At 70.1% G+C, this 19,303-nt stretch carries 15 protein-coding genes; 6 read left to right on the top strand and 9 right to left on the bottom strand.

The window, feature by feature from the left end:
• Positions 1-126 precede the first annotated feature (126 nt).
• The 3 genes from OHB04_RS07775 to OHB04_RS07765 all read left to right on the top strand — a co-directional run bounded on the left by OHB04_RS07775 (position 127) and on the right by OHB04_RS07765 (position 2,984).
• Entirely contained in the window at positions 127-918 is a 792-nt protein-coding gene (locus OHB04_RS07775; protein WP_326686967.1) for a lytic transglycosylase domain-containing protein, read from the top strand.
• Positions 919-968: 50 nt separating this feature from the next.
• Positions 969-2,078 carry a hypothetical protein gene (locus OHB04_RS07770; protein WP_326686966.1) on the top strand — a complete coding sequence of 370 codons (1,110 nt, stop codon included), beginning with the start codon at positions 969-971 and terminating at the stop codon, positions 2,076-2,078.
• 354 nt (positions 2,079-2,432) lie between these two features.
• Entirely contained in the window at positions 2,433-2,984 is a 552-nt protein-coding gene (locus tag OHB04_RS07765; RefSeq protein ID WP_326686965.1) for a sigma-70 family RNA polymerase sigma factor, read from the top strand.
• Positions 2,985-3,195: 211 nt separating this feature from the next.
• On the opposite strand, the gene OHB04_RS07760 is transcribed toward OHB04_RS07765, so the two are convergent.
• From OHB04_RS07760 to OHB04_RS07735, 6 genes are read right to left on the bottom strand one after another with little or no spacing between them, the layout of a single operon-like run.
• Positions 3,196-4,623: an FAD-dependent monooxygenase gene (locus tag OHB04_RS07760; protein ID WP_326686964.1), complete on the bottom strand. Its 1,428-nt coding sequence runs from the start codon at positions 4,621-4,623 to the stop codon at positions 3,196-3,198.
• Between the two features lie 38 nt (positions 4,624-4,661).
• Positions 4,662-5,237, bottom strand: coding sequence for a TetR/AcrR family transcriptional regulator (locus OHB04_RS07755; protein ID WP_326686963.1), 576 nt, complete (start codon positions 5,235-5,237; stop codon positions 4,662-4,664).
• A 52-nt stretch (positions 5,238-5,289) separates the two neighbouring features.
• On the bottom strand, positions 5,290-6,042 hold the full coding sequence (gene narI, locus OHB04_RS07750) for a respiratory nitrate reductase subunit gamma (RefSeq protein ID WP_326686962.1): 753 nt from the start codon (positions 6,040-6,042) through the stop codon (positions 5,290-5,292).
• Positions 6,039-6,683 carry a nitrate reductase molybdenum cofactor assembly chaperone gene (gene narJ, locus OHB04_RS07745; RefSeq protein ID WP_326686961.1) on the bottom strand — a complete coding sequence of 215 codons (645 nt, stop codon included), beginning with the start codon at positions 6,681-6,683 and terminating at the stop codon, positions 6,039-6,041. The genes narI and narJ overlap by 4 nt, the downstream gene beginning before the upstream one ends.
• Positions 6,680-8,293, bottom strand: coding sequence for a nitrate reductase subunit beta (gene narH, locus OHB04_RS07740; protein ID WP_326686960.1), 1,614 nt, complete (start codon positions 8,291-8,293; stop codon positions 6,680-6,682). Before narH ends, narJ begins: the two co-directional genes overlap by 4 nt.
• Complete coding sequence (locus OHB04_RS07735) at positions 8,293-12,018, bottom strand: nitrate reductase subunit alpha (protein ID WP_405806287.1); 3,726 nt, start codon at positions 12,016-12,018, stop codon at positions 8,293-8,295. Before OHB04_RS07735 ends, narH begins: the two co-directional genes overlap by 1 nt.
• Positions 12,019-12,399: 381 nt before the next feature.
• Between OHB04_RS07735 and OHB04_RS07730 the strand changes: the two genes are divergently transcribed.
• Complete coding sequence (locus OHB04_RS07730; RefSeq protein WP_326686959.1) at positions 12,400-12,843, top strand: DUF6210 family protein; 444 nt, start codon at positions 12,400-12,402, stop codon at positions 12,841-12,843.
• A 237-nt stretch (positions 12,844-13,080) separates the two neighbouring features.
• Here the strand turns inward: OHB04_RS07730 and OHB04_RS07725 are convergent, their stop codons facing one another.
• Positions 13,081-13,773 carry a ribonuclease H family protein gene (locus OHB04_RS07725; protein WP_326686958.1) on the bottom strand — a complete coding sequence of 231 codons (693 nt, stop codon included), beginning with the start codon at positions 13,771-13,773 and terminating at the stop codon, positions 13,081-13,083.
• A gap of 226 nt (positions 13,774-13,999) precedes the next feature.
• Between OHB04_RS07725 and OHB04_RS07720 the strand changes: the two genes are divergently transcribed.
• Entirely contained in the window at positions 14,000-14,422 is a 423-nt protein-coding gene (locus OHB04_RS07720; protein WP_326686957.1) for a CBS domain-containing protein, read from the top strand.
• A gap of 137 nt (positions 14,423-14,559) precedes the next feature.
• Here the strand turns inward: OHB04_RS07720 and OHB04_RS07715 are convergent, their stop codons facing one another.
• Positions 14,560-15,018 (bottom strand): PPOX class F420-dependent oxidoreductase, encoded by a 459-nt coding sequence (locus tag OHB04_RS07715; RefSeq protein WP_326686956.1) that lies wholly within the window; start codon positions 15,016-15,018, stop codon positions 14,560-14,562.
• A 110-nt stretch (positions 15,019-15,128) separates the two neighbouring features.
• Complete coding sequence (locus OHB04_RS07710) at positions 15,129-16,640, bottom strand: hypothetical protein (RefSeq protein ID WP_326686955.1); 1,512 nt, start codon at positions 16,638-16,640, stop codon at positions 15,129-15,131.
• A 1,133-nt stretch (positions 16,641-17,773) separates the two neighbouring features.
• Between OHB04_RS07710 and OHB04_RS07705 the strand changes: the two genes are divergently transcribed.
• A complete protein-coding gene (locus OHB04_RS07705) occupies positions 17,774-19,300 on the top strand; it encodes an ATP-binding protein (RefSeq protein ID WP_326807111.1) in 1,527 nt (508 codons plus the stop codon).
• Positions 19,301-19,303: the final 3 nt, after the last annotated feature.

Raw genomic sequence — 19,303 nt, 5'->3', positions numbered from 1 at the left:
GTTCCGATCTGCAAGCGCGTTGCGTTCCGTCGGAGAGCCACAACGGGACTTCAGCGGAAGTGGTTCATCGCTCCGGCAACTCGGTGTCGTTCGGTGAGGAGAGAGGGAGAGTGAGGGTGTGCGCCCATGAGCGAGAGTGAAGGGTCAGGGGGGAACGCGGCCATGATGGCGGGGATGGGCTGCGGATGCCTGTCGCTGGCACTGCCTCCCGCGGCAGCGGGCATCGGCGTCGTGCTGATCATCTTCGGCGGGCTGGGCGTCCTCTTCGCCCCCATCATCGCTCTCATCCTGTTCTTCGGCGGCGGCGGAGGCGGCGGGGACTCGTCCGAGGACATCGACTCCGACGCGGTCGCCGAGTCGGTCCAAGGCGACGGGAAGGGCGAGTTGGACGAGGAGACCGTCCCCGAGGACCTGGCGGAGACCATCAAGGACGCCGGCGGGGTCTGTGACGTCATCGGTCCGGTGGTCATCGCGGCGCAGATCGAGCACGAGTCCTCCTTCAACAAGGACATGCGCGGCAACAACGGGGAGGAGGGCATCTCGCAGCTGCCGCCCGACAAGTTCAAGGAGTTCGGCGAGGACAAGGACGACAACGACGAGACCAGGGCGACCGACGCCGAGGACTCGATCATGGCGCAGGGCAAATACCTGTGCTCGCTGGCCGAGAAGGTCAAGCCGATCGTGGACAGCGGGCAGGCCCCGGAAGACCAAGGTGTCCTCGACCTGGCGCTCGCGGCCTACGACGTGGGGCTTGACGCGGTACAGAAGGCCAAGGGCGTCCCCGAGACCAGCTCGGCGCAGAGCTACGTCCTCGGCGTCAGATCGCTGTTCCCCCGGTTCGAGGGCATCGGCGGGGCCCTGCCCCCCTCCGAATTCCCGTCGCCTTCCGACTACCCGTCCGACACCGAGACCTCCTGACCCGACCCCGACAGAGTCCCGACCCTGACAGAGTGGAGAGTGAGCACCGCATGCTCCACACACCCAACAGACCAGCGCGCCAGCACCAGGCCGCGCAACATGACGACGACGGAGTGCCGCAGCCGCCTTCCCGCTTCGAGGTCCTCATCTCCAGCAACGGCTCCGCGGCGCTCAACGGCGAGCTCCTCCCGGTGGCTGAGGGAGGAGAGGTCCATGTCGCGGTACTCGACGCCCTGCAACAGGCCGCGCAGGGCCGGGGCGGATCCATCGACGCGACCATCCTGGATCTACGGGAGAACGGCTACGCGACCCACATCCGGGTCGCCCCCGACGGTTCGAGTCAGATGCTCGTCAACGGGGCGGAGACCGCGACGCCCGCCGACCCGGTGCGGTCGGAACCCGCCGACGCGGGGCTGGCGGAGCCCGCTGCCCCGGTGCAGGCGGAGCCCGTTGACGCGGTGCGGACGGCACCCGCCGACCCGGTGCGGACGGCCGACCCGGACGCCACCACGCAGCTGCCCGTGGTGCCGGCGCCGCAGGCCCCGGGCCCCGTCGCGCCGGAGCCCCGTGAGTCTGCCCCCCAGCCCCCGGCGCCCGCTCCGGCACCCGACCCGCACCCGACGCAACCCGGGCCGGCCGCAACCGCCCCTCCGGCCGTAACCGCCCCTCCCGCCACGGACGTTCCCGCCGCCGCACCTCCCGTCGCCAAGCCGACGATCCCCGGTGAAATGGAGGAGGCCGTGACGCACATCAACCGGGCGGCGGCCGAGGGGGAGACGCAGCGCGCCATGGTGCTCGCCTACCGCCTGCGGGCACACGCCGTGCGCAGCTACGGCGAGGAACACCCCTACACCCTGGAGACCCGCGACCTGGAGGCGTACGTCGCCCGCCTGGGCGGCAACTACGCGAGTTCCACGAGGATCTACCTCGAACTCGCGGGGGTCTGCCACCGGCAGGGCAACCCCCGCGCGTACGGGTACTTGAAGCGCGCGTCCGGCAACTGGCAGATGCTCCAGGATCCGGAGCAGCTCCTCACCCTTGGTCGGGCGATGCTCCACACCTGGGCCGCGCTCGCTGCGGACGGCGGACCGGCAGCGGCCGACACGTCGCTGCCCAGCCGCGTGCAGCAGTGTCTGGAGGCTCTCTCGAACCAGAGTTGACAGCCCTGACCAGCAGCATCAACATCCGATTGACGCCGGCCCGCCACGTGAAGCGCCCGGCCCCCTATCGGAGTTGCTGTGAGCAGCGTCACAGTATGCGGCGTGATTGACCGTGAACTTCCCCCTCCGGGTGCGCATCTAAATTTTCGTAAAGCACACAAGCACCTGGCTTGGGGGGATCTGATGGCATTGGTTCCCCTTTGGGTCGCGCGGCGTGGTTTCGCGTCGGGGCAATCGGCCGTCAACGCCACATGGATCTCCCCTCACAAGACTCACCGTCACGTGAGGGGGGCGCCGTGCGAGCCCCCAAAGCCAGATCGCCCTCGCAAGGGGCGAGGACGTGGGGATTCCACTGTGAGTTGGACTGTCTTGGGGTCGGTCGGCGCGGTCAGCGCCCAGGAACGTGAGACACGCTCGCTCTACGAGGAGCACGCGCGGCCCTTACACGGTTATGTGCTCCAGCTGCTCGGGGGCGACCTGCAACGCGCTGAAGACGTGGTGCAGGAGACGCTGCTGCGGTGCTGGCGCAATCAGCAACTGACGGGCGGCCGTGGCCAGAATCTGAGGCCGTGGCTGTTCAAGGTGGCACGCAACCTCGTCATCGACGACTACCGCCTGCGCAACGCGCGCCCCAAAGAGGTCGACGGCACCGCCTGGCTGGACGACGTGCTGGCGGACACCGACGACGTCGACCAGGTGCTTTCCGGGCTGGTGCTCGCGAAGGCGTTCCAGTCGCTGTCGCCCGCACACCGCGAGGTGCTGTACGAGACGTACTACACCGGCAGGTCGACACGTGAGGTGTCGGTCGTGCTCGGCATACCGCCGGGCACCGTGAAGTCGCGTCTGTACCACGCGGTGCGGAATCTGCGTCAGGCGTTGGGGGTGCCCGAGGCCGGCGTCAGGTAGTCCCAGCCCTGGTCCCTCCCGCTCTCGTCCGGGGACGGGCCACCGAACAGCACGTATGCGGCGGCCTTCGATGGACGCGTATCCGGCAGCGGCCGGTCGCGACCGAGGAAGGCGTCGGGCCATGACGCGTCGTCACATCTGTTCCGCACACGACGGCGACGGGGGACGGCATGGCCATCAGGTGCGTTCTGCTGGTGCGACGGCGTCGTACTCAGCCGGCTTCGCCGAACCATGCCCGCAACGCCGGTGAGACAGCCTCGCCCGGCGGCGTCCAGCACACGTAACCATCGGGCCGGACCAGCGCGGCCTCCACATCCGGCCACGGCAGCTCATCGACGAGCAGCGCCGTGACGCGATCGGCCCACGGCTTCGCCGGGGCGAGGTGCCTCTCGTCGGTCGCGAGCAGCACGCCGTGCCCGGAATGAAACAGCCCGCTCGCCCATCCCGCGCCGATCCGGAAGTCCGGCAGGCGCGTTCCCGTGGGGCCGGGGCCTCCGTAGTCGATGTCGGGCCCGGTGATCATCGCCGCGATGGCGCGGTTCGCCTCCGGGACGTCGAGCAGCTCCGCGAGGACCTTGCGCAGCGCCGTGCACTCAAGGCCGGAGGCGCTCAGGGCGCCCTGCGCGCGGGTGTTGTCCAGGACGCGGGCGCCGACAGGATGCCGTTCGGCGTGGTACGTGTCGAGCAGCGTCTCCGGCATCCGGCCGGAGACGACAGCGGCCACCTTCCAGCCGAGGTTGAGCGCGTCCTGCACCCCGAGGTTGAGCCCCTGGCCGCCGGCGGGCGGATGGATGTGCGCGGCGTCGCCGGCGAGGAACACCCGGCCGGCGCGGTACCTCGCCGCCTGGCGCGAGGCGTCGCTGAAGCGCGAGGCGTGCCGGACCTCCAGCAGTTCGTACTCCTCGCCGTAGAAGGTCCGCAGCGCGGCGGCGACCTCCTCGCCCGTGACCTCGGTGCGCTCGCTGAGCCCGTCGAAGTAGACCAGCCGGTACAGCCCCGGCTCGCCGATCGGGATGACACTCGCGAACGACCCGTCCGCTCTCCGCCGCCTCGTCCTGCCCATCGTTGTCCAGCCGGTCGGGGGCTCCTCGGTGCCCGCGCCGAGGACGACGTCGGTGATGGTGGTGTACCGCGTGGCCTCCGTGCCGGGGAACTCGACGCCCAGCAGTTCGCGTACGGTGCTGCGACCGCCGTCGCAGCCGGCCAGATAGCGCGCCCGCAGCGTCTCGGGGCCGCGCACCGTGACCCCCTCGGCGTCCTGCTCGAAGCCGGACAGCTCCCAGCCGCGGCGCAGTTCGCCGCCGAGTTCGGCGAGCCGCTCCTCAAGCACGGCTTCTATGCGCCCTTGCAGGATGCCCACCTGGTAGGGGTACCGCGTATCGAGCCCTTCGTAGCTCAGCGGGATGCCCGCGAAGTGCCCCTCGTCGATCCGCCCTATCGAGAGCCCGTCGGCGCGGGACAACAATCCGCGCAGATCGAGCACTTCGGCGGTGCGCGGCTGAAGGTTCATCGCCTTGCTCTGCCCACTGCGCTCGGCGAGCCCTTCGACCACGACGACCCGCGTCCCGGCCGGTGCCAGCTCAGTCGCCAGCGCGAGCCCGACGGGCCCCGCCCCGGCCACGATCACATCGGTGTCCACGCTGTCTCCTTGACGTCATGAGAGGGGGGTGGGTTCCGTCAGCGCTCGGCGTGCCAGCCGTGCTCAAGGAGGTCGAAGGCCGCCTCGACGGCACGGGTCGGGTCGTCGGAGCGCGCGGCGAGCTCCCACGTTTCCAGGGCGAAGAGGGCCAGCGCGGCGCATCGGGGGTCGTCGTCGGGCGCGTCGAGCTCGCTCGCGACGGCACGGGCGAGGGCGCCCTGATGGCGCCTCCACATCTTGTGCGCGTACTCGCTCAGCGCGGGGGTGGTGCGCACGAGTTCCATGAAGTCGTCGCGGCCCTGTGCGGCGAGGGCGTCGACGCGGGTTCGGGTGTGGGCCCGGAGCGCCGCGGGGACCGAGACGCCGGCCGGCCGGTCGGTCACGGAGGCGATGAGCGCCGCCTCCAGGCCGGAGTCTTTGTCGAAGACGAGAGACGCCTTGCTCGGGAAGTACTTGAGCAGGGTGGTCGTGGCCACGTCGGCGGCGTCCGCGATCTCGCGGACGGTGACGTTGTCATACCCGCGTTCGAGGAAGAGGCGCAGGGCCGCGTCGGCCAGTGCCATGCGGGTGGCCGCCTTCTTGCGTTCCCGCCGGTCCGGTGTCGAGGTCGCCATGGTGGCACCGTACCAGGAACGGCACGGTGCCATATTCGATATGATGCCACTTTTATGGCTGAGGGCTCCGGCGTGCCCGAGCCGGCGAGGGGCCCTCACCGGGGGCGCGGTGCGGGGCCGGTGAGGGCGCTGGACGGTGGCGGTAGACGATGTAGGGCCGGGTCAGGTAGCCCACGGGGGCCGTGAACGCGTGGACGAGGCGGCTGAAGGGCCACAGCGCGAAGAGCGCCATCGCCAGCAGGGCGTGCAGTTGGTAGACGAACGGCGCGTGCGACATCCCGGCGACGTCCGGATCCAGCGTGAACAGGGAGCGGAACCACACCGAGACGCCCCGCCGGTAGTCGTAGGGGTGGGCCTCCAGCGTGGTCGCGGTCGCGGCCAGTCCGCAGACCACCACGGCGGCCAGCACGGGGTAGACGGCCCGGTCGCTGCGGCTGGTCCCGGCGCGCACGGCGGCCACGCTCAGCCGCCGGTACAGCAGGATCGCCAGCCCCGCCAGGGTGGCCAGCCCGGCGAGGCCGCCGACCGCGAGAGCGTTGAGGTGGTAGAGCCACTCGTGGAAGTGGAGGCGCTCGGTCAGCGACTCCGGGATCCCCAGGCCGACCACGTGCCCCGCGATGACGAAGAGCAGGCCGTAGTGGAAGAGGGGCCCGCCGACGCGCAGCATCCGGTGCTCGTGCAGCTGGCTGGAGCGGGTGGTGAAGCCGAATCTGTCGTAGCGGTAGCGCCAGGCGGTGCCCGCGACGAGCAGGACCACGACGAGGTAGGGGAGCACGCCCCACAGCGTGGTGTGCAGGTGGTTCACCGAGGTGTCCTTTCGGCGGGCGGGGCGGTGGGCGGGGCGCTCTCCGGGAGGCGGGGGAGGAAGGGCAGCAGCCCGACGGTCTCGGTCGGCGGGCCACCGCGGGCCAGCCGCAGCGCGGCGGCGCGGTCGGCCGGTGACGCTCCCGGCAGGGTGCGGCAGACGGCTGTCAGCACGTCGGCGTAGGGGCTGCGATGCTCGGTCAGCGCCATCCGCAGCAGTTCCAGCGCCGCGCGGTGCTCCTGGAGCGCCGTGCGGCCGGCCCGGGGGCAGCGCGCTGCGAACTCCAGGGCGAGCGGCAGGAAGTCGGGAAGTTCGTCGTCCGGGGGCTGCCAGCCGTGTGCCAGGTAGAGCGTGCGCCAGCGCAGCAGGGACTCGCCGCGACGGCGGGTGTCCCCGTCCGTGTAGTACGTCAGATGCAAGGTGCGCCGTCTGCTCCGGTCGAAGGCCGTGATGTACCGGGCCGAGAAGTCCAGCGGCGGCTCCGTGGCCACCCGGGCGCAGAAGTTCCGCAGCAGCGCGGCCTCTTCCCCGGGCAGGTCCGCCGTCGCGTCGGTGACCTCCGCCAGCTGCCCGGCCCACTCGGGCCCGGGATACCGCAGCAGCAGCGAGGCGGCCTGGTGCACGGCGCTCCGGTGCCTCATCCCTTCTCCTCCTGGCGGGGGAAGAGGCCGTCCGGCCGTCCCCGGCCGTTCCAGCCGAGGAGGTTCACCCGCCCTTTGAGCGAGACCCCGGCGGGGTCGGTGGCGGGCTCGGGCGCCGGTTCGCGCAGGGGTGTGGTGTGGAACCCTTCGACGTCGTACATCCCCGGGCCGCCGGCCTCCTCCAGGCTGCATCCGACGTCCACGGGGCTGCCCGGCTCGGCGGTGTAGCTGGTCGGGATGACGTAGCGCTCCTCGTACTTGGCCAGGGCCAGCAGCCGGTACATCGCCTGGATGCCGGCCTCGTCCATGCCGACCCCGCGGGCGATACCGGGATCGGGGGGCTCGCCGAGGTTGATGCCGCGCATGTACGAGCGCATGGCGGCCAGCCGGCACAGCGCCGCCTCGACCGGTTCCGGGTCGCCCGCGGTGAACAGTTCGGCCAGGTAGGCCAGCGGGATGCGCAGGGTGTCGATGGCGCCGAACAGGCTCGCCGGGTCCTCCCCGTCGTGTCCGGTGCGGGTCAGCGCGTCGACGACGGGGGAGAGCGGCGGGACGTACCAGACCATGGGCATGGTGCGGTACTCGGGATGCAGGGGCAGCGCCACCTTGTACGTGCTGATCAGCGCGTGGACCGGCGAGCGGCGCGCTGCGGTGATCCAGTCGTGCGGGATGCCGGAGTCCGCCGCCGCCCGTTCCACCTCGGGGTCGTGCGGGTCGAGGAAGCAGCCCAACTGCGCCTCGTACAGGTCCTGCTCGTCTTCGACGGACGCGGCCTCGCCGACCTTGTCCGCGTCGTAGAGGATCACCCCCAGATAGCGCAGCCGCCCCACGCAGGTCTCCGAGCAGACGGTGGGCTCACCCGCCTCGATACGCGGATAGCACAGCGTGCACTTCTCCGCCTTGCCGGTGGAGTGGTTGAAGTAGACCTTCTTGTACGGGCAGCCCGACACACACATCCTCCAGCCCCGGCAGCGGTCCTGGTCCACCAGGACGATGCCGTCCTCGATGCGCTTGTAGAGCGCGCCCGAGGGACAGACGGCGACGCACGAGGGGTTGAGGCAGTGCTCGCAGATCCGCGGCAGGTAGAACATGAACGCCTGCTCGTACTCCAGCCGCACCTGGTCGCCGATCTTCTCCAGCATCGGGTCGCCGGCGGTGTGCTCGGGGCCGCCGCCCAGGTCGTCGTCCCAGTTGGGGCCCGCCGCGATGGCCATGGTGCGCCCGTCGATCTGTGAGCGGGGTGGCGCGGTGGGCAGGTCGTCGCCCAGCGGGGCCTGGGTGAGGTTCGCGTAGTCGTAGGTCCACGGCTCGTAGTAGTCGTCCAGCGTGGGCAGTTCGGGGTTGGCGAACAGCCGCGCCAGACGCCGTGCCCGGCCGCCGGAGCGGGGCACCAGCCGGCCGCGTTTGAGCTCCCAGCCGCCGCGCCATTTGTCCTGGTCCTCGTGACGGCGCGGGTAGCCCTGCCCCGGCCGGGTCTCCACGTTGTTGAACCACACGTACTCGGTGCCGGTCCTGTTGGTCCACGTCTGCTTGCAGGTGACCGAACAGGTGTGGCAGCCGATGCACTTGTCGAGGTTCATGACCATCGCGACCTGCGCCATGACACGCATCAGTACGTCACCTCCTGGGAGCGGCGGCGGATGACGGTCACCGCGTCGCGCTGGTTGCCGGTCGGGCCGTAGTAGTTGGGCGCGAAGGTGAGCTGTGCGTGCCCGCCGATCAGATGCGTGGGCTTGATCAGCAGCCGGGTCAGCGCGTTGTGCACCCCGCCGCGCCGCCCCGTCGCCTCGGACTTGGGCACGTTCACCAGGCGCTCCTGCACGTGGTACATGAACACGGTCCCCTCGGGCATCCGGTGCGAGACGACGGCCCGCGCCACCACCACACCGTTGACGTTGACCGCCTCGATCCAGTCGTTGTCGGCCACCCCCACCGCCTGAGCGTCCTGCGGGCTGAGCCAGATCACAGGGCCGCCCCGCGCGAGGGTCTGCATCAGCAGGTTCTCCTGGTACTCGGAGTGGATGGACCACTTCGAGTGCGGGGTCAGATACCGCACGGCCACCGACCGCTCGCCCGCGTCCGCGTCCGCGCCCGCGTCCTGCGCCCGGCCGTCGAGCGGCCGGCCCAGGGCCGCCATGTCCAGCGGCGGCCGGTAGACCGGCAGCTGCTCGCCGAACTCAGCGATCCACTCGTGGTCCAGATAGAAGTGCTGGCGCCCGGTGAGGGTGTGCCAAGGCTTGCGGTGCTCGGTGTTGACCGTGAACGGCGCGTACCGGCGCTCGGGGCCCTCCTTGCCCGACCACTCGAAGCTCGCCCCCACCTGCACGGGCCGGGCCTGGGTGTCGGAGAAGACCACTCGCCGCCCGGCCACCTCGGCGGCCAGCTCTTCCAGGTCCGAGTCAGGGCCGCAGCGCTCGGCCAGCGCCCGGAACCCCTCCGCCGCGATACGCCCGTTGGTCGTCCCCGACAGGGCCAGGATGGCCTCGCACAGCTTGACGTCCGTATCCAGCAGCGGACGGCCCCGCGCGGCGCCGCCGGCGGCGGTTCCGCAGCGTGCGGACAGCCAGCGGCTCTCGGCGCGGGTGTGCACGGTGACGCCGCGCACCTGCATGCCGCTCTCGTCCGCGCGCGGACCGAATGCGGCCAACTGGTCGGCGACGGCCGTGTAGTCGCGCTCCACCAGCGTGTACCGGGGCCCGGTCGGCCCCCGCGGCGGCATCTCGTCGGGTGTGTCGTGCTGGAGCGCTGTGGCGACCAGGTCCTGCCGGGTATCCAGCCGCCCCTCGGCCAGCTCGCTCAGCTTCGCCGCCAGCCCGTGGAAGATCTCGAAGTCGGTACGCGCCTGCCACGGCGGGCTGATCGCGGGGGAGAAGGCGTGCACGAACGGGTGCATGTCCGTACTCGACAGGTCGTGCTTCTCGTACCAGGTGGCGGCGGGCAGCACCAGGTCGGCGTACAAGGTGGTGGACGTCATCCGGAAGTCCAGCGCGAGCAGCAGGTCCAGCTTTCCGCGCGGAGCCTCCTCGTGCCAGGCCACCTCGCGTGGCCGGGCATCGGGCGGGGCGTCCTGGGCCTCGGCGTTGTCCTGGGCGCCGAGCAGGTGGCGCAGGAAGAACTCGTTGCCCTTGGCGGAGGAGCCGATCAGGTTGGCCCGCCACACGGTCAGCACCCGGGGCCAGTTGGCGGGCGCGTCCGGGTCCTCGCAGGCGAAGCCGAGCCGCCCGGCGGCCTGCTCGTCCTCGACCCAGCGGCCCGGGTCGTCACCGGACTCCAGCACCCGCCGTCCCAGGTCGAGCGGGTTGGCCGCGAAGGTGGGGTAGGAGGGCATCCACCCCTGGCGCGCGGAGCGGGCCACCAGGTCGGCGGTGTGCGCCCCGGCGAACAGGCCCCGTCCGGCCGGTGAGGCGAGCGTGTCGGCGGGTGCCTGCTCGTACCGCCACTGGTCGGTGTGCAGATACCAGTACGGCGTGCCGGCCATCTGCCGGGAGGGCCGTGCCCAGTCCGACGCGGTCGACAACTGCTGCCAGCCCGCGAACGGGCGCACCTTCTCCTGGCCCACATAGTGCGCCCAGCCGCCGCCGTTGACCCCCTGACACCCGGTGAGCAGCAGCAGTGAGAGGAAGGAGCGGTAGATGGTGTCGGAGTGGAACCAGTGGTTGGTCCCGGCCCCCATCACGATCATGCACCTGCCGTGCGTCTTCTCGGCCGTGTGCGCGAACTCCCGGGCCGCGCGCACCACTGCCGCCGCCGGCACCGAGGTGATCGCCTCCTGCCAGGCCGGCGTGCACGGCAGCGCCGCGTCCTCGTAGGAGACCGGCCACTGCCCCTGAAGGCCCTCCCGCCGTACGCCGTACCGCGCCAGCAGCAGGTCGAAGACGGTGGTCACCACCCGTCCTCCGATACGGCGTACCGGTACCGCGCGCCGCACGGTCTTCCCCGGCTCGTCGAAGCGCGGCAGCACCACCTCGGCGCTCTCCCCGCCCGTTTCGTGCAGGCTCAACAGCGGATCCAGGTCGCCCAGATCCAGGTTCCAGCGGCCCTCGCCGCCCTTGGCCCAACGGTCGCCGAGCGTGCCGTTGGGCACGGTGGCGGCGCCGCTTTCCGTGTCGACCAGCACCGGCATCCAGCGCCGTGCCGCGTCCGCCGCCTCGGTCTCCAGCCCCAGGTCGGCGGCGGTGACCATCCGGCCCGGCAGCCGGCCGGCCCCGCCGCCCTCCGCCGACGGCTCCAGCTCCACCAGGAAGGGCAGATCGGTGAAGCGCTTGACGTAGTCGGTGAAGTAGGGCACCTCGCGCTCGACGAAGCACTCGGTGAGGATCACATGTCCCATGGCCATGGCGACCGCGCCGTCGGTGCCGGGGTGCGGGTGCAGCCACTCGTCGGCGAACTTGGTGGCGTCCGAGTAGTCCGGCGAGACGACGACGACCTTCTGGCCCCGGTAGCGGGCCTCGGTCATCCAGTGCGCGTCGGGCGTGCGCGTGACCGGCACGTTGGAGCCCCACAGCATCAGATAGGCCGCGTCCCACCAGTCGCCGGACTCGGGGACGTCGGTCTGGTCGCCGAAGACCTGCGGCGAGGCGACCGGCAGATCCGCGTACCAGTCGTAGAAGGAGAGCATCGGGGCGCCGATCAGCGCGTGGAAGCGGGCACCGACGGCGTGCGAGGCCATCGACATGGCGGGGATCGGGGAGAACCCCGCGATCCGGTCCGGCCCGTGCTCGGCGAGGGTGTGCACGTGAGCCGCCGCCGCGATCTCCAGCGCCTCCTCCCAGCCGATCCGCACCAGCCCGCCCCGGCCCCGGGCCGATTGGTAGCGCCGCCGCTTGCCGGGGTCCTGGGTGATCTCCGCCCATGCGGCGACCGGGTCTCCGAGCCGCGCCTTTTCCTCCCGGAACATCTCGATCAGGACGCCGCGCGCATGCGGATAACGCACCCGTGTGGGTGAATAGGTGTACCAGGAGAATGAGGCTCCGCGCGGACATCCCCGTGGCTCGTACTCCGGGCGGTCGGGGCCGGTCGTGGGATAGTCGGTCGCCTGTGTTTCCCAGGCGATGATTCCGTCTTTGACATACACATTCCACGAGCAGGAACCGGTGCAGTTCACGCCGTGGGTCGAGCGCACCATCTTGTCGTGCGCCCAACGTTCGCGGTACGGAGCGTCATTGGTGGCCTGATCCGTACGGAACACCGCGCGTAGGTCCGCGGTGGCCGGCGCCCTGCGCAGCAACTTCCCTGCCTGTAGCAGTCGTTCGGCTGCCGCGTCCGCCGCCTCCTCGGCCCGCTTTCGAGATCCGCCACGCCTCACCACGCTGGCCCCTTTCAGGTTTTGCCGCATCCGAGGTTGAAAACGCGTCGATGCATGATGCATCCACGCCCTCATGGATCCTGCTCAGAACCACCGGATTGAGAAGACTGTTTCCCATTAATTGAGTGTCTTGAGGTGAGTTCTTTGCCGGAATATGCGACCGCATTACTGAGGAATATGCGTCCCGGTGTCTTCGTATTACAATATTCAACGTCCCGGATAACTGGCTGAATAGCGCTGTTGTGAGACGTCATGGTGAACGGATATGGACTGAACCATGAACTCGTCTTCACGGCCCCCGTGGCTTGGTGACGCCGATCGCGCGGCGGACCGCGAGCCCCCACAGAGCCCAGGACCTCTCTTACGGACACTCCTGCGACAGGGGCCTTGCCGTGTGCGACGCTGCCGGCCATGGCTGATACCGGGGACAACAGGCGCTACATCTTTCTCGACCCGGACGGGACAGGGTCGGGCCAAGGCTGGGTGTTCGTCATCGTGGCGGCGCCGACCGGGGTGGTCTACCAGGTCCAGGGAGGCGGGGTCGGCTGTGTCCCGTTCGAGCAGGAGGGATACCTGATTCCCGTGTTCGGGCGGGATCTGGACGACGCGCTGAAGGAAATTTTCGTGGGCGAGCTGAAGGGGCAGGGAGCCGGACGGCTGGTCTGGCCGGAGGGGCTCCTCGACCGGCTGAGGACCGCGGCTGCGTTCCACGTCTACGGCTCCGCGAACCAGGAGGACCCGTTCCCTGCCCCACTGAGCCTCGACGAGTCCCGCCTGTCCGAGGTCGACGAGGCATGGGTCCCGGTTGTGACACCCGACGGTCCCGGAGTCCTCGTATGGGAGAACTCGGATTAGCGCGGCTCTTGGAGGTCGGCGTGCTGACCGGAGGGCGTTGTCTGCCAGGTGGAGTCCGGCCGAGCTGACAGTGGGGGGCCTGGGCCTGTTCACGGTCCGGCTGATGTCGGGACCTGCTGACAGCGACACCGGTTCTCTGCTCCGTTCCCAGGTCGCGCCGTCCCGCCGCGTCCAGACGGGAGGCAGCGGTCGCCGCCTCCCGCCCCGCCTGCGCGGTCCCGGAACTCGCCCGGACGGCTACCGGGCTGCGGCGTCGGCGGTGACGCAGCCGGGGTGCCCCCAGCCGTCGGGGTTCTTCGTGATCTCCTCGCCCTTGGGGTACGCCTGGCCGCAGCGGCAGCGGCCAGGGAACTTCGCCTTGACCGATCCACGCGAGGAGCCCGAGTCCGCCGTGCGCCGAGTCTGCCCCGCCCGTCGCTTCCGTGGCGCGCTCTGCGGCGGCTCGGGCGGCGGAAGCGCGTCTCCGGCCGCGGAGCCGGCCGCCTGCTGGGTGCGAGCGGTGTGACTGGCCGCGCTGTCGGCCGCCGCGTTCAGCGGATCCCCGTCGACCTGGTGAGCTGGGGTATAGACGAACTTCACGTCCCGCTCGGCCAGCAGCTCGTCGATGGCCACCACCAGGTCGCGGTTGGCCACGGGCGTCCCCGAGGAGGTCTTCCAGCCCTTGCGGCGCCACCCGGGCAACCAGGTCGTGACCGCCTTCATCGCGTACTGCGAATCCATCCGCACCTCCAGCCCGAGAGCGGGATCGGTCGCGGTCAGCAGCTCCCGGAGCGCGGTCAGCTCCGCCACGTTGTTCGTCGCCCGGCCCAGCGGGCCCGCCTCCCAGGACGACACCTCGCCATCCGCACCCGCGACGACCCACGCCCAGGCCGCCGGCCCGGGATTGCCCTTTGACGCCCCGTCACACGCGGCGATGATCCGTTCCCTCATGGTCCGATGCTGCCACGAGAGCGACGGTCCGAGCAGACGGGGCCAACCCGGCGGTCATCACCGGCCTGTGCGAGGGCGTGCCCGCCTCCAGTCCGTCGCGTCGCGCACGCTCCGGCACCGATCGACGACACTCCGTGCGTAAAAGCCACTCGAATGGCACATATTGGGCATCGCGAGGAGGATGGCTGAGGAGGCAGAACAGATATGCGCCAACAGGAGGCATGTGATGACCACCGCAGCCGACATCATGCACCCCGGCGCCCAGTGGGTGCCCGCCACCGAAACCCTTGACCGGGTCGCCCAGCGCATGCGGGAGCTCGACGTGGGCGCCCTGCCCGTCAGCGACCCCAGCGACAACGAGCGCATGTGCGGCATCATCACCGACCGCGACATCGTGGTCAGCTGCATCGCCGCCGGGCACGACCCCTCGCACGTCACCGCGGGAGACCTGTGCAGAGGCACCCCGCGCTGGATCCGCTCCGACGCCGACGTGGGCGAAGTGCTGCTGGAGATGGAGAACAACCAGATCCGCCGGCTTCCCGTCATCGACCAGAACAAGCGTCTGGTCGGCGTGATCAGCGAGGCCGACCTGGCTCACCACGTGAGCGACGACCAGCTGGCGCAGTTCGTGGAACGCGTCTACGCCTGACCGGACGGACCGGCGCGACCCGGCCGGGGTGACGTCCGGCCGGGGACGCGTCCGGACGCGGACGTGTCCAGGCGGGGGAGCCGTGTCATGGACCTCCCCTGGGCTGATCACCCGTCCCACGAGCCGGCACGAACGGCTCAGCCGCTGATGTCGAGTGCCGTTCCGTACAGTCGGTCCACCTTCAGCCGGATCACCATCCGGCGCTCGGCGACCAGTTGCTCAAAGAACGCGCCTTCGTTCTCCGGCGGTGCGGCCTTCGAGGCGATCGCGAGCAGCTCCTGTCCGACCGCGTCACCCGGCACGGCCGTGATCCCGGAGACCTCGGCCTCGCCCTCGGCGACGGCGAAGGACCACACGTCGCCGCCCTGGACATGGAGGGCCGCGCGGGGGTCGCGCTGTACATGCTTGACCTTGACGCGGTCCGCCGTGGTCGAGAACCGCACCGTGCGGGCTTCGGGGTCCCAGCTGTAGACCATGGTCGTCAGATGGGGATGGCCACTGCGCTTGGCGGTGGCGAGCGTCCCGAATTGCTGTCCGCTCAACAGGTCGGAGAGGGCCGCGTCGGACAGGGGGCGGGGTGCGGGTGCCTGGGTCATGCCGTGAGCAACTTCCGTGTGGCCGCGACATATTCCGCCCGATGCCCGATGCCCGATGCCCGATGCCCGATGCCCGATGCCCGATGCCCGATGCCCGATGCCCGGTCCGCTCAGCCGTCCAGCCAGTCACCGCCGACCGCGGTCGGCGCGAAGCCCTGGCCGTTCCACAGGAAGTGGGGATGGGCGCAGCCGAACATGTAGGCGAGCAGGGCCGTGTCCTCCTGCCACGTCGGCGGTCGGTGCAGCGCGTGGAACAGGTCGGCGCCGACGTCCCCGGAGTCGACCTGGACATTCCGGGCGCCCGCGCCGCCCGCGAGTGAGGCGATGACGCCGGCTATGTACGTGCGGCGCAGTATCTCCCAGGCCGTTCCGACGTCACCGCGCCATTCCCCGTGCAGGGCCTCGAAGGCGGCGAGCTCCCGGTCGAACAGCCGCCAAGCCTGCGGCTGTTCGGCCTGGCATCGTGCGGACAGCAGGGCCGCGCGTTCGCCGAGGGCCTCCACCGTCGGCGTGTGGCCGGTGCGCAGGGCGACGCCGTCGGTCAGCAGACCGGTGCAGGCGTTGGGCTCGATCCCGCACAGCAGGCAGTCGTCCCCAGGAGGCAGGCCGTTGGTGATCCCGTCGAACCACAGGGCGTGCCGCCCGGTCAGCCCCTCCCAGACGACGGTGGTGCCCATCAGCCAGGTGTTCCACAGCAGGCCGTGGGACTCCGGCATGCACCCGTACTTGATGAGTGCGAGGACGCACGCGCCGTACAGAGCCTTGTCGTGCGTGGACATGGAGCTCAGCCAGAAGTTGCTGACCTCCCCGGTGACCGCGTCGGCGCGTACGTCGGTCATGTCGTTGAGCACGCGGCACAGGACCAGCGAGGCGAGCTGCTCCTCCTGCCAGAGTTCGGCGTCGGGGGGGACGTGCCAGAAGAGGCAGTCCATCAGCTGGAGCAGGGTGTAGGACGGCTTGTCGAGCGGCGTGCACTGGGGGAGCGAGGTGGTGCCGGCCACGTGCCGCTTGAGCCAGTATTCGTCGACCGACCGCTTGTAGGCGGCGTAGAGGCCGCATATCAGGGCGCGCGCGCCGTTGGTCGTGCGGTCCTCGGCGAGGCGCTGCTCGACGGCCCGGGCGGTGGCGGACACCTCGATCGCCGCCTCGACGCGCTTGTACTCGTGGAGTACCAGGATGTCGTCCTCGTGCCGGAGCCTGAGACCGAGGTCCCGGTCGGAGTCGTTCATTTTCCTGGTCCACACCCAGCCGCCGGTCAGCACGCTGTCCAGTTCTTTCCGGTAGGGCCACGTCTTGACCGCGAGCGGGCGTCCGTCGCTCCTGCGCCAGTCGTAGTCATCCAGACAGCGGGTGAGCGGCTTGGGTAAGTGGGCGCAGAGCGTACAGGTGCACGAATCATCACAGGCGGGAGCGTCGATGGCCTCCGCCCGCTCGCGCCAGGCGCCTTCGAGTAATGCGCACGAGAGCCGGCACAGGCTGATACCGGTATCCACGCCGGGGAATGCCTTCGCTATGACGGCAAGGCACTCGTCCAGCCTGCGCAGGCGTTCCGCGCCGTGCTCGTCGGGTTCGGGAAATTCCCTGGGTGCGCGGTCCAGTGCGCCTTCTACCGAAAATGTCACGCTGCCGCTGTACCGCACTTCCCGGCAGGCGGCCTTGTTCCGACGCGCTACGCCGGATTCTTCGCGGCGCTTGTAATCTTCCGTGCAATTCCTGACATTGGCTATGACAACGTTTGCCAGTTCTCCGCTGGCCCCGTTTCGACTCATCGGTGAGTCCTCCTGCTCGTGGGAACGCTCACGTCGGCGCTGAACGCATGTCGGTCATGTGTGGTGCGGTGGGGCGCGCGGTGGCGCGGCGCTCCTGCCCGGACGGGGGGAGAGGCCCGGTGAACTGTCGGACGATGGCCTGTTGGGCCAGGTCAACGCGGACAGCTGTGGCCGTTGGTTCGCCGGCCGCGACACTCGCGGTCCGGTAGGCCGACGAGGCCCGCGAGGGGGCCGTCAGTGCTGGGGGCAGTATCCCCGCAAACGGCGGATGCATCCAGGTCGGGAACACGCTATGTGCCCCGCCCAGATGAATAATCAAAAAAGGTCGGTGACGGTCAAGAAGTAAACACTCTCGGAGAGTTGACGGTCAGAAAACATCGCCGCAGTGGCAGAACGAGTCGTCAGCGATACATGTCGTTGGTGTGCCTCCTTGTGGGGTCGGCGTGTTCGGGCGTGATCCGGGGTGTGCGCGGGGGCGTGCGCACCACCTCGTCTCTCCGCGGCTGCTGAAGGTGATCAACCCGTCGCCTTGCTGGGGTCTTTCGGTCGACGCTTAGCCGGACGGGCCGGAAAGACTCCACTTTTCGTACCCGAACGGAAATTCGAGATGCATGGCAGAACACAGCATCTCCTGCGGGGCGGCCCTTCTCCTCGCTAAGCTCCTCGACTCCCGGCAAGTTGACGCACTCGCCGGGAGCCGGGGCCTGCCGTGCCCGCCATTTCGCGCCCCGCGAAAAGGAACTCACGGAACCCGAGGAAACAGAAGAACCGGCAGGCCATTCGGCGAGTGCCGCCGCCATGTTCGGCGAGTGCCGCCTCCATGTACGGCACCGCCGACGAGTGCGTTTCCGACCCGCCCGCGCTTGAGCAATTGGTTGAGGATCCCGATGGAACTTGCCACGACCCCACCTGCGGCCCGGCTGCCAGCTGCCTGGTACGCGTGGTGGTCACTACCCGTAGCGATATGTGTAGCCACGGCCGTGGCGATGGCCGCAGGGTCGGCCCAGGCCTGGCCCGCCGTTCTCATCGCCGGGGCGCTGACCACGGCGGCCACGGCCGTTTGCGTCGAGCGCCTGCTGAACTCCGAACGCCGTGTCCGCCACACCGCCGGGGAACACCAGGCACAGGCGGCGCGGGACAAGGAACAGTGGGAACGGTGGCTGGCGTCCGTCGAGGAGAAGCACGCCGCCGAGGTCTCCTCGCTGTACGCCCAGCTGTCCCGGCTGACCGAGCTGCACAAGGTGCAACTGGTCCGGCTGGCGGACGAGTTCCTGCCCAGGGCGGTCGACGCACTGCGCAAGGACCAGGTGGTCGACGACGTGCTCCGGCCGCTCGCCCAGGACCCGGACGTACCGGAGGAGTTCCGGAGCACGTTCAGGAAGATCATGCGGTCCTCCCTGCTGGCCATCGAGGAGGAGTTCGACCGCAGCACCTCGGCCCGGCAGTCGGTGGTCAGCATCGGCAGCCGGCTTCAGGTCTACACGAACAAGATCCGTGCCCAGCTGCACGAGATGCAGGGCGTGCACTACGGCCTGCCTGTGGTCGCCCGGGACCTCATGGAGCTGGACCAGGAGATCGGCCCGGCCGACTGCCTGGCCGCCAGCATCGTCGTACTGGGCGGGGCCGACCGGCCGGGCAGGCAGTGGCAGACCCCCCAGCCGCTGCTCAGCGTGGTCCGGGGCGGCATGGCGCGCATCAAGGAGTACAAGCGGGTACAGGTGCGCCGGCTTCCCGAACTGGGCGTGGACGGCAACCTGGTCGACCACCTGACGCTGATCTTCGCCCACCTCATGGACAACGCGGCACGGTACTCGCCCCCGGCGGAAGAGGTGATCGTGTCGGGGCGGGAAGTGCCCAACGGGCTGGGCATCGAGATCCAGGACGCGGGCACCGGGCTCAAGGAGGAGAAGAGGCGCCAGGCGCTGCGGCTGCTGAACGGTGTGGCCGTCGGCTCGGGGCCGGGCGGACTGGCGGAGGACGCGCAACTCGGCCTGCGCGTCGTGGGCAACCTCGCCCGCAAATACGGCATCACGGTCACGTTCGACGACTCCCCGTGGCTCGGCACCGCCGTAGTCGTGGTGGTGCCCCACAAGTACTTCAAGCCCCTCGACAGGCGCCCCTACTCGGTGTCGGCCTCAACGAACGCCGCCGTGCCCAGGTGGCAGCCCGAACCCGTCACGGCCGGCCCCGTCGGCCAGAACGGCCCGGCGGAGACAGCCGGACCGGCGGAAACCACCGGACCTGTGCCGTCAGCCGCATCCGACGGACCGGACGAATTGGACGAGGGACCGGTCACGGGCGCCACCACACCGGGCGGGCTGCCCAAGCGGAGCAAGCAGTCCAGGGACGTACCGGGCCCTCGCCACGGCATGAGCGCCGCCGTGGGGGAGGACACCTCGGGCGTACCGCCGGAGGAGTCGTTCGCCGGACTGGCCGCCTTCGTGTCCAGCAGCAGCCCGGCGGACGGGCCCGACACGCACGACCGCCCCGACGAGCGACAAGAGAGTGACTAGCCA

The sequence above is a fragment of the Streptomyces sp. NBC_01775 genome, assembly GCF_035917675.1.
In the GTDB taxonomy this organism is placed as follows: Bacteria; Actinomycetota; Actinomycetes; order Streptomycetales; family Streptomycetaceae; genus Streptomyces.
This window is presented reverse-complemented; position numbering and strand designations above follow the sequence as displayed.